This window comes from Pseudomonas emilianonis (assembly GCF_023072625.1).
Taxonomy (GTDB): Bacteria; Pseudomonadota; Gammaproteobacteria; order Pseudomonadales; family Pseudomonadaceae; genus Aquipseudomonas; species Aquipseudomonas paraveronii.
Map to the genome: position 1 here is coordinate 1 of NZ_JAKNRV010000212.1, position 9,066 is coordinate 9,066.

At 63.1% G+C, this 9,066-nt stretch carries 11 protein-coding genes; 2 read left to right on the forward strand and 9 right to left on the reverse strand.

Going from position 1 to position 9,066, the window contains the following annotated elements; all coding sequences use genetic code 11:
* The 5 genes from L9Z73_RS19420 to L9Z73_RS19440 form a co-directional block, all read right to left on the reverse strand.
* A partial coding sequence (locus L9Z73_RS19420) for a TolC family protein (RefSeq protein ID WP_247404224.1) occupies positions 1-903 on the reverse strand: 903 nt, incomplete at its 3' end.
* Positions 900-1,790: an efflux RND transporter periplasmic adaptor subunit gene (locus L9Z73_RS19425; RefSeq protein ID WP_247404227.1), complete on the reverse strand. Its 891-nt coding sequence runs from the start codon at positions 1,788-1,790 to the stop codon at positions 900-902. The genes L9Z73_RS19420 and L9Z73_RS19425, both read right to left, overlap by 4 nt.
* Positions 1,787-1,996, reverse strand: coding sequence for a DUF1656 domain-containing protein (locus tag L9Z73_RS19430; protein WP_046385111.1), 210 nt, complete (start codon positions 1,994-1,996; stop codon positions 1,787-1,789). The genes L9Z73_RS19425 and L9Z73_RS19430 overlap by 4 nt, the downstream gene beginning before the upstream one ends.
* Positions 1,993-2,391 (reverse strand): NAD(P)-binding domain-containing protein, encoded by a 399-nt coding sequence (locus L9Z73_RS31565; protein WP_430624301.1) that lies wholly within the window; start codon positions 2,389-2,391, stop codon positions 1,993-1,995. Before L9Z73_RS31565 ends, L9Z73_RS19430 begins: the two co-directional genes overlap by 4 nt.
* Positions 2,392-2,406: 15 nt before the next feature.
* Positions 2,407-3,924, reverse strand: a complete 1,518-nt coding sequence (locus L9Z73_RS19440) for a CoA-acylating methylmalonate-semialdehyde dehydrogenase (RefSeq protein ID WP_247404230.1) — start codon at positions 3,922-3,924, stop codon at positions 2,407-2,409.
* 131 nt (positions 3,925-4,055) lie between these two features.
* On the opposite strand from L9Z73_RS19440, the gene L9Z73_RS19445 reads away from it, so the two are divergent.
* Positions 4,056-5,003, forward strand: coding sequence for a LysR family transcriptional regulator (locus L9Z73_RS19445; RefSeq protein WP_247404233.1), 948 nt, complete (start codon positions 4,056-4,058; stop codon positions 5,001-5,003).
* 314 nt (positions 5,004-5,317) lie between these two features.
* Positions 5,318-5,608, forward strand: a complete 291-nt coding sequence (locus L9Z73_RS19450) for a DUF3077 domain-containing protein (protein WP_247404237.1) — start codon at positions 5,318-5,320, stop codon at positions 5,606-5,608.
* Positions 5,609-5,752: 144 nt separating this feature from the next.
* Here the strand turns inward: L9Z73_RS19450 and L9Z73_RS19455 are convergent, their stop codons facing one another.
* From L9Z73_RS19455 to L9Z73_RS19470, 4 genes are all read right to left on the reverse strand, one after another.
* Positions 5,753-6,244 (reverse strand): OmpA family protein, encoded by a 492-nt coding sequence (locus L9Z73_RS19455; protein ID WP_247404240.1) that lies wholly within the window; start codon positions 6,242-6,244, stop codon positions 5,753-5,755.
* A 4-nt stretch (positions 6,245-6,248) separates the two neighbouring features.
* Entirely contained in the window at positions 6,249-7,511 is a 1,263-nt protein-coding gene (locus L9Z73_RS19460; RefSeq protein ID WP_247404242.1) for a diguanylate cyclase domain-containing protein, read from the reverse strand.
* Positions 7,508-8,083, reverse strand: coding sequence for a YfiR family protein (locus L9Z73_RS19465; RefSeq protein ID WP_247404246.1), 576 nt, complete (start codon positions 8,081-8,083; stop codon positions 7,508-7,510). Before L9Z73_RS19465 ends, L9Z73_RS19460 begins: the two co-directional genes overlap by 4 nt.
* A 143-nt stretch (positions 8,084-8,226) precedes the next feature.
* The coding region (locus L9Z73_RS19470; RefSeq protein ID WP_247404249.1) for an ATP-binding domain-containing protein at positions 8,227-9,066 on the reverse strand (840 nt) is incomplete at its 5' end.

Sequence of the window (9,066 nt, forward strand, 5' to 3'; positions counted from 1 at the left end):
CAGTTGGCGTTCCGCCTGGCGCACGTCGGGGCGACGTTTAAGCAGCGTCGCGCCATCGCCCACCGGCAGCAGTTGGGCGATGTGCGGGAGTTCGGCGCACGTGCCGGTGCCCGCCGGCAGTTGCTCCACCGGCTTGGCCAGCAGCATCGACAGGCGGAACAACCCGGCCTGGCGCGCAGCTGCATAGCGCGGCATATCGGCGCGCAAGGATTTGTACTGGGTTTGCGAGCGGGTGACCTGGGTCTCATCACCGCGCCCGGCGTCGCGCAGGCGCTGGGTCAACGTCGTGCTCTGGGCTTGCAGGTCGAGGGATTGGTTGGCGATCGCCAGTTCTTCGTTGGCCGCGCAGACCTGCGTGTAGGAACGCACCACATCGGCGACCAGGGTGATCCGCGCAATATCGGCTGCGGCCTGGGTTGCATCGGCGCTGGCCTGGGCGCTTTCGATGCCGCGTTGCAGGGTGCCGAACAGATCGAATTGATACGAGGTGGTGATACCCACGCTGCCGATATTGCCCACCGGGACTTTTTCCGAGAGCAAAAACGCTTCACCGGACTCTTGCAGGCGCTGGGCCTCGGCCTTGGCGCCGGCACTCCAGCCGCCGACAGATTGAGCCTCCTGCACCTGATAGCGCGCCCGCTGCAAGTTCGCGGCGGCGACGCGCAGGTCGGTGTTGGAGGCCATGGCCTGGCGCACCAGTTCATCCAGACGTGGGTCTTTGTACAGCTTCCACCAGTCGGCCGGCACCGGCGCCGAGACCACGTTGCTGCCCTCGCCCGCCAGTTGCCCTTGCAGGTCGCCACGGTTCATCGCGGCCGTGTCCGGCAGTCGGTAATCCGGGCCGACCACCTGGCAGGCTGACAACAGCAAACCCAGCGCAGCGGTTGCCACAATCTGCTTCATGGCTGGGCTCCGTCCTTGGGCTTGTCGCCGATGATCGACACCGTCGCCGTGCGGCCGGCGATCATGCGAAAGTCCGCCGGCACCTCGTCAAACGCAATGCGCACCGGAATCCGCTGGGCCAGGCGCACCCAACTGAACGCCGGGTTGACGTTGGGCAGCAGGTTGGCGCCGCTGCTGCGGTCACGGTCTTCGATACCGGCGACGATGCTCTGCACATGACCGTGCAGGCGGGCGCCGTCGCCAATCACACGGATATCGACGCCCATGCCGACGTGGATGCCGTCGAGCTTGGTCTCTTCGAAGTAGCCGTCGATGTGGAAGGAGTTGCTGTCCACCACCGACAGCACCGGGTGCCCGGCGGTGACGAACTCCTGCGTGCGCGGCGCACGGTCGTTGACGTAGCCGTCCACCGGGCTGCGGATCACCGAGCGGTCGAGGTTGAGTTGGGCCGAGTCCACTGTCACTTGCGCCTCGGCCAGGGCCGATTGGGCACGGGCGACGCGGGACTGGCTTTCTTCCAGTTGCTCGCTCGGTACCAGATTGCCCAGGCCACGGTTACGCTTGTACTCGCGCTGTGCCTGGGCCAGGGTTTCCTGGCGGTCGGCCACGGCGGCCTGGGCCTGGCGCAGGGCCAGCTTGAAGCGGTCCTGATCGACGGCGAACAGCACTTGGCCTTTGCTCACCAGTTGGTTGTCGCGCACGTCGACCCGCTGGATCAACCCGGACACGTCCGGGGCGATCTGCACGATGTCGGCACGGATGTGGCCGTCACGAGTCCAGGGCGCATACATGTAGTACATGACCATGCGCCATACGACGACGACCGCGAAGCTCACGATCAACAACGTCAGGACGACACGGCCGATGGTCAAAAAAGGTTTTTTCATGTCATCAGGTATCGACTGAGTGAGTCCACCGCGCCCAGTAACAGCGCGTAGAGCCCCACGTTGAACAATGCCCGGTGCCAGACCAGGCGATAGAAGTGCAGACGGGTCAACAACCCATGCACCAGCAAAAACAACACGTAAGCAATGCCCATCAGCACCAGCAACGTGGGCAGGAACACCCCGCTGATATCCAGATCACCGATCATAAAGGCGCTCCATCAGGCAGCGGCGCCTCGGTCTCGGTGCCGCCAATCAATTCCACGCCGGGCAACAGCGCCAGGCGCAGGCCCGCCAGGGCATGCAACAGATGCAGGCGGGTGTCGTCTTCGTCTTGTAGGCCTTGGCCGTTGAGGGCGCGGCGCGTGCGGTCGAGGATCATCAGCAGGCCGCTGGGCGAGGGCAAGCGTCGACCCGCCTTGAGGCAGGCCTTGTAGTAAGCGCCGACGCCTTCCACCACTTGGTCGAGCAACACCCGCGGTACACCGTAGATCCGTGGCGAGTAGGCCAGCAGGTCGAACAGGTTCAGCGCGTGGCCGGCCTTGATCAGGTTGCGGGCCATGGGCGCGCCCATGTTGCCCAAGCCGATAAATGCAATCTTCATGCTCGTCTCCCGGAATCAGCGCAGGTTGATGGTGGTGTTGACGCCATCGTTGACCGTGTCGTCGTCGAACCAGCGGCTGGTGACGGTTTTGGTCTGGGTGTAGAACTGCACCACTTGCTTGCCATACGGGCCCAGGTCGCCGAGCTTGGAACCACGCGAACCGGTGAAGCTGAAGAACGGTACCGGCACCGGGATCGGGATGTTGATGCCGACCTGGCCGACGTCGATTTCGCTCTGGAACTTACGCGCCGCCGCACCACTCTGGGTGAACAGGCCGGTGCCGTTGCCGAACGGGTTGGCGTTGACCAGCGCGATGGCTTCATCGAGGGTGTCGACTTCCAGCACCACCAGCACCGGGCCGAAGATTTCCTGGGTGTAGATCTGCATGTCGGGGGTCACGCCCGAGAACAGGGTCGGACCGACAAAGTTGCCTTGCTCGAAGCCCGGCACCTGGATACCACGACCGTCCAGCTCCAGCTTGGCGCCTTCTTTCACGCCGCTTTCGATCAGCTCCAGGATGCGCGCCTTGGCACGCTTGGAAATCACCGGGCCGACGTCCGTGCCCGCTTCGCTGCCGGCATTGACCTTGAGCTTCTGCGCCAGCGCCTTCAGATCGGGCAGCCATTGCTTGGCCGCGCCCACCAGCACCACCACCGAAGTGGCCATGCAACGCTGGCCCGCCGCGCCGAAACCGGCACCGACCAGGGCGTTGAGGGTGTGTTCGCGGTTGGCATCCGGCAGCACCACCGCATGGTTCTTGGCGCCCATCATCGATTGCACGCGCTTGCCGTGTTTGCCGGCCAGGTCGTACACATGGGTGCCCACGGCGGTCGAACCGACGAACGACACCGCCTTGATGTCTTTATGCGTGCAGAGCGCGTCCACCACGTCCTTGCCGCCGTGTACCACGTTGAGCACACCGGCCGGCACACCGGCTTCCAGCGCCAGCTCCACCAGCAGCATCGTGGACAGCGGGTCTTGCTCGGAAGGCTTGAGGACGAAAGTGTTACCGCAGGCAATCGCCATCGGGAACATCCACAGCGGAATCATCGCCGGGAAGTTGAACGGGGTAATCCCGGCGCACACGCCGATGGGCTGGCGCAGGGTGTAGGTATCGACACCGCCGGCGACGTTTTCAGCGAACTCGCCCATTTGCAGGGTGCCGATGGAACAAGCGTGCTCCACCACTTCCAGGCCACGGAAAATATCGCCCTCGGCATCGGCAATGGTCTTGCCCTGCTCGGCGCTGAGGACTACGGCGATGCGCTTGGAGTGCTCGCGGATCAAGGCTTGCAGCTTGAGCATGATGCGCATGCGGGCGCCGATCGGGGTCAGCTTCCAGGTCTGGAAGGCGCGATGGGCGGCGTCGATGGCGGCGTTAACTTCATCGGCGGTGGCGAACGGGACTTTGGCCAGCACTTGCTGGGTGGCCGGGTTGACGATGTCTTGCCAGTGGGTGGTCGTTGACTCGACCCATTCACCGTTGATCAGCAACTTGACCTGTTGCACGGAAATATCGGCAGATGCGTTCATGTGGTCTCCAATTTGTATTTATAGGCAGAGAACCAAGGCGTTGAATCGCCTTGAGGATGAGGCGTTCGGACTGTTTTTGGAGTATAGATGTGCAAACTTCTAATAAGAACGCACATAAAAGCCGGTCCAATATGCAAAAAAACATCACATCACTGGGCTCCCTGAACTGGGATGACCTGAAGTTTTTTCTCGAAGTGGCCCGCACCCGCAAGGCCAGCGTCGCCGCCAAGCGCCTGGCGGTGGACTACACCACCGTGTCGCGGCGCATCAGTTCGCTGGAAGTCTCACTCGGCACCCTGCTGTTCGAAAAATCCCGGACCAGCGGCTTCGTCCTCACCAACGAAGGCCAGCGTTTGCTGGGCTACGCCGAATCCATCGAAAGCACCTTGCACATGGCCTGCGAACAAGTCTCCGGCTCCGGCATGGCGCTGTCCGGGCACGTCCGCATGGGCTGCACCGAAGGTTTCGGCAGCTTCTTCGTCACCCCGCAACTGAGCCACTTCGTCGACACCTACCCGGCGATCTCGGTCGACATCCTGCCCCTGCCCCACTTCATCAGCCTGTCCAAGCGCGAAGCCGACATCGTCATCGCCCTGGAACGCCCGGAACACGGGCCGTATGTGTGCTGCAAACTGTGCGACTACAAGCTGCAGCTGTACGCGACCCAGGACTACCTCGACCAACACCCACCCATCCACCGCCCGGCGGATCTGGCAGAGCATCCGTTCATCAGCTACGTCGACGACCTGGCCTTCAGCTCGGAGCTGTTGTACCTGGCCAACGTAGTGCCCGGCGCCAGCGCCAGCCTGCGCAGCACCAGCGTGATCGCGCAGTACGTGGCGGCGCAGCAAGGGCGGTCGATGGCGATTTTGCCGTGCTTTTTGGCCGCGCAAGATCCACGGTTATTGCCGGTGCTTGGGGAGCAGATTGCGGTTACGCGGCAGTTTTGGATGTATTGCCGCGAGGATTTGCGGAAGTTGAAGCGGATTACGTTGTTGTGGGACTACATACGCGAGGTGACGGAGCAGAATCGGGGGTTGTTGATGGGGGAGACGCGGGAGATGCGGTTTGCGGATTAAAGGGCCAGCAACGACGATTCGCTTTAAATTGCAGGACGATTCCTAGAGAATCTCCAGCCTATTGCGCCTTAGGGTTCGAGTCACTAGCCTCCGTACTTCGCTGAAATCAGCGAACGGGTTTAGCGACCCGAACCCGGACACAGCCCCCAACGGCAGGAGCTTCGTGCTCTTCGTTCTCGTGTTATGGCGGCTGTGCGTGGGAGATCTTCGGGTCTGCCGGGTCCTGGGTCCGGTTCGCTAACCTGCGTACAGCTGCCACCCTTTCATGTTTAGCGACATGAACGGGTGGTTCCTAAAACTCCCAGGTATAGATCATGACCAAAATCGTCCCCGATCCACCGCTTTCGTCCTTCACCACCCTCGGCGTCGTCACCTTCGGCGACTACGGCGAAAACGAAAAGCCACTGTTCCGCGTCAACGCGGGCATGCCGCTCGGCGAAGCGCTGGAGCACGCCTCTACCCTGCTTTACTACGCCAAGAAACTCGCGATGGAAGCCGCCATGGATGTGCGCGGCGAGCAATACGCCTGGGCGGCGCATTATCTGTGTGAGATGGGCAAGGCGGTGGTGGATGACTTGACGCAGGCGCTGACGCCGAGCGGTTAAGCGAACACGGTACAAATGTGGGAGGGGGCTTGCTCCCGATAGCAGTGTGACAGCCAACACATCTACTGGATGACACACCGCCATCGGGGGCAAGCCCCCTCCCACATTTGATTGCATTTCATATACTGGAACGGGTGAAGTCGCTTAGTCGGCACTCACCACAATCGACACTCGCCGATTCTCGGTGCGCCCTGCGGCGGTGTCGTTGGCGGTCACCGGCTGGCTGCTGCCCAGGCCGCGCAGTTGGATGTTTTGTTCTTTCATCCCCACGTGGGTCAGCACCGTGGCGACGCTTTTGGCGCGGCGCAGGGACAGTTGCTGGTTATAGCTCTCTTTACCCGAGGTGTCGGTGTGGCCGTCAATGCGCACGCGGTCGATGCCCACGCCCAGCAACGCCTTGCCGATGCGCTCGACGATTTCCGTGCTGGGGGCGTTGAGGCTTTCTACGTCGCTGCCGAACAGTACTTTGCCCGACAGGCCGAACGCCCAGCCGTCGTCGGTCGGTTCGAAGCCTTGTTGCTTGAGGACCGCGACTTGCGCCGGGCTCAGGCCTTTGGGGGGCGCGGTCTGGCAGCCGCTCAGGGCCAACAGGGCCACGAATAAGGTGATAAACACAACGCGTGCGGTCAAGAACAAGGGATCAACTCCTGTGGTGAACGTTGACGACAGGGAGCTCCGTCTCCGCCGTTTGCTGGCCGCCCAGTGACAACCGTTTGGCCTGGTACATCGCCGCATCGGCGGCGTTGAGCAGGGCGCCGGGGGTGGCGCCATGATCGGGGTAGATGGCGATGCCGATGCTCAGGGAGGTTAACACTTCGGTGTTGCCCGGCACCGGGATCGGCACGTCCATGCTGGCAATGATTTTGTCGGCGATGCGCTGGGCATCTTCAACCTTGTGCAGCGGCGACAGCAGGATGGCGAACTCGTCGCCGCCCAGGCGTGCCACCAGGTCATCTTCGCGCAATTGCGCACGCACGCGGGTGGCAACGGCCACCAGCACTGCGTCGCCGGCGGCGTGACCGTAGTTGTCGTTGATGTCTTTGAAGCGGTCACTGTCGAGGAACAGCACCGCCACCCGCTCGTTGGCCTTGGCGGCGCAGCGCAGGGCACGGATCAAACGGCCTTCGAAGAACGCGCGGTTGGGCAGGCCGGTCAGGCTGTCGTGGTTGGCCTGGTGGGTAAGGCTTTCGTTTTCGCTTTGCAGGTGGTTTTGCCAGGCTTGCATTTCTTCCAGCAGGGCATTGAAGTCGTTGCCCAGGCTGTCGAGTTCGGCGATTTGTGCCGGTGGCACGCGGCGGTCAAAGTCACGTTCGACGCGCGCGGCATGGGCCACCGTCGCGAGGCTATGCAACGGCCCGGTAATCCCGCGCAACAGGCGCCGCGCCAAATACAGGCCGACCCAGGCGCTGAGGGCGGTGCAGATCAGAATCCCGGCCAGGCCGCTGAGCAAAAAGCGCAACAGACTGGCGCCGTGACCGGTCAGGTGAATGCTGCCGATGGTGCGCCCCTGGTGAACGATCGGCTGGCTGATCGGCTGTTCGAGCAGGGAGTGGGCCAATTGCAGTTCGACCCGGGACAGCATCCCGGTTTCCGGCCGTAGCCACTGCGCCAACAGCTGGCCGTTGGCATCGAAGACTTGGGCCTCGGCCACTTCTTCGGTGGCGGCGATCAGGCTAAGAGCCTCGGTGGCCGCCGCACGGTCGTTGAACACCACCGCCGCTTCCACGGTGTAATTGATGGAACGCGCGATCAGGTCCAGGTTGTGCTCCGCGTAGACGCGCAACGCCAGCACCCCGAGCAGGGTCAGGGACACACTGGCCAGCGTCACCGCCACCAGCGCCAGGATCAAGTGCCCGCGACCGATGACCGAGCGCAGCGTCGGTCGCACGTTTTCGTTGCTCATGGCGTCGGCGCTCGACGGCGCGACAGCTGCAACACGCTGGGGTGAATGCGCACGCCGCTGCGGGCCACGGAGTCGAGGTTGACCTCGAACGACACCTGCTCATCGCCCACGCGCAGGCAAAACAGGCTGCCGACGGTGCATTGGCCGCCGCCTTCGCTGATGCTCAGCACCGGGTGGCCCATCAATGAAGCAAACAAACGGCTGCGCTCATCGACACTGAGTTCGCCGATGTACACGGCGTCGCAGGCATTGACGATATCGGGGTTGTCGGCCAGCAGGCGCTGCACCACCACCGGGCGACCGGTGGCCTGGGTGGTGCCTTTGACCAAATCGTCGGTGTACTGGGTCGGCCCGACGATGCACAGGCGCAATTGCGTCGGTTCCACTGGCCAGCGCGCATAACTGAGGATGCCCAGCACCACCTGGGTCACCGCCTGGGCACGGGAATCGGCCATGCCGACGGGGCTGGCCGTCTCGGCAAAAGCACGCACCGCGAGCAGCCAGAGTACTGCCATCAGTAACACGCGTCTCCAGCTCAAGCGATACCCTGTGGGCGAGACAGCCACGTTCATGCAGCGACTCTCTTAGATGTTAGCGAGGGGTGATGCCGCAACGATAGCACAGCGGCGGAAAGCCCCACGAGGCAACGCCTCGAAGGGTCCCGCTATTTTTTCAGAAAAATCAGACGTTCGAATCAGAAATACCTAAGGGCCGATCAGTCCGTTTTTCCTGGCTCATGGCCCAACTCCAGCATCAACCCGCTCAGGCGCTTGACCTTGCGCCGCACGGCTTCCTCAAATACCCCGCCGCGTGGCTCGATCAGGCTGAACCAGCGCTTGGCGCGGGTGATGCCGGTGTAGATCAGCTCTTTGGTGAGCACCGGGTTCAACGCATCCGGCAGGATCAACGCGGTGTGGGTGAACTCGGAGCCCTGGGATTTGTGTACGGTCATGGCGTACACGGTTTCCACGTCGTTGAGCCGGCTGGGCAGCACAAAGCGCACGCCGCCCTGGCCGTCGTTACGTGGGAAGGCCACGCGCAACACGTGGGAGCCGCCGTCGCTTTCGGGCAGCTTCAGGGCGATGCCGATATCGCCGTTCATCAGGCCCAGGCCGTAATCGTTGCGAGTCATCAGCACCGGGCGGCCTTCGTACCATTGCTCATCGCTGTCGATCAGCCGCGCTTTACGCAAGGCTGCGGTGATGCGCAGGTTCAGCCCTTCCACGCCCCAAGGGCCCTTGCGCACGGCGCAGAGCAGTTGGAAGGCGTCAAAGGCTTGCAGCAGTTGTTGTGCCCAGTGGGTCCAGGCGGGGTCGTCACGCGGGGTGTCGGCCGGTGGACGCGCAGCGTGCAGCAGGTTCAGGTAAGCGCGATACCCTTCGGCGCCGTCGCCCGGCCCATCCAGCACCAGGCGTTCCAGTGCGTGGTCGTGTTCGCCCTTGAGGCTGACGCAGAACAAATCGCGGTGGCTGCCGGCGGCCAGCAACCGCCGCGCTTCTTCGGCGTTTTGCTGGTTGACCCAGCGCGCCAGTTGGCCGATGCCGCTGCCTTCGCC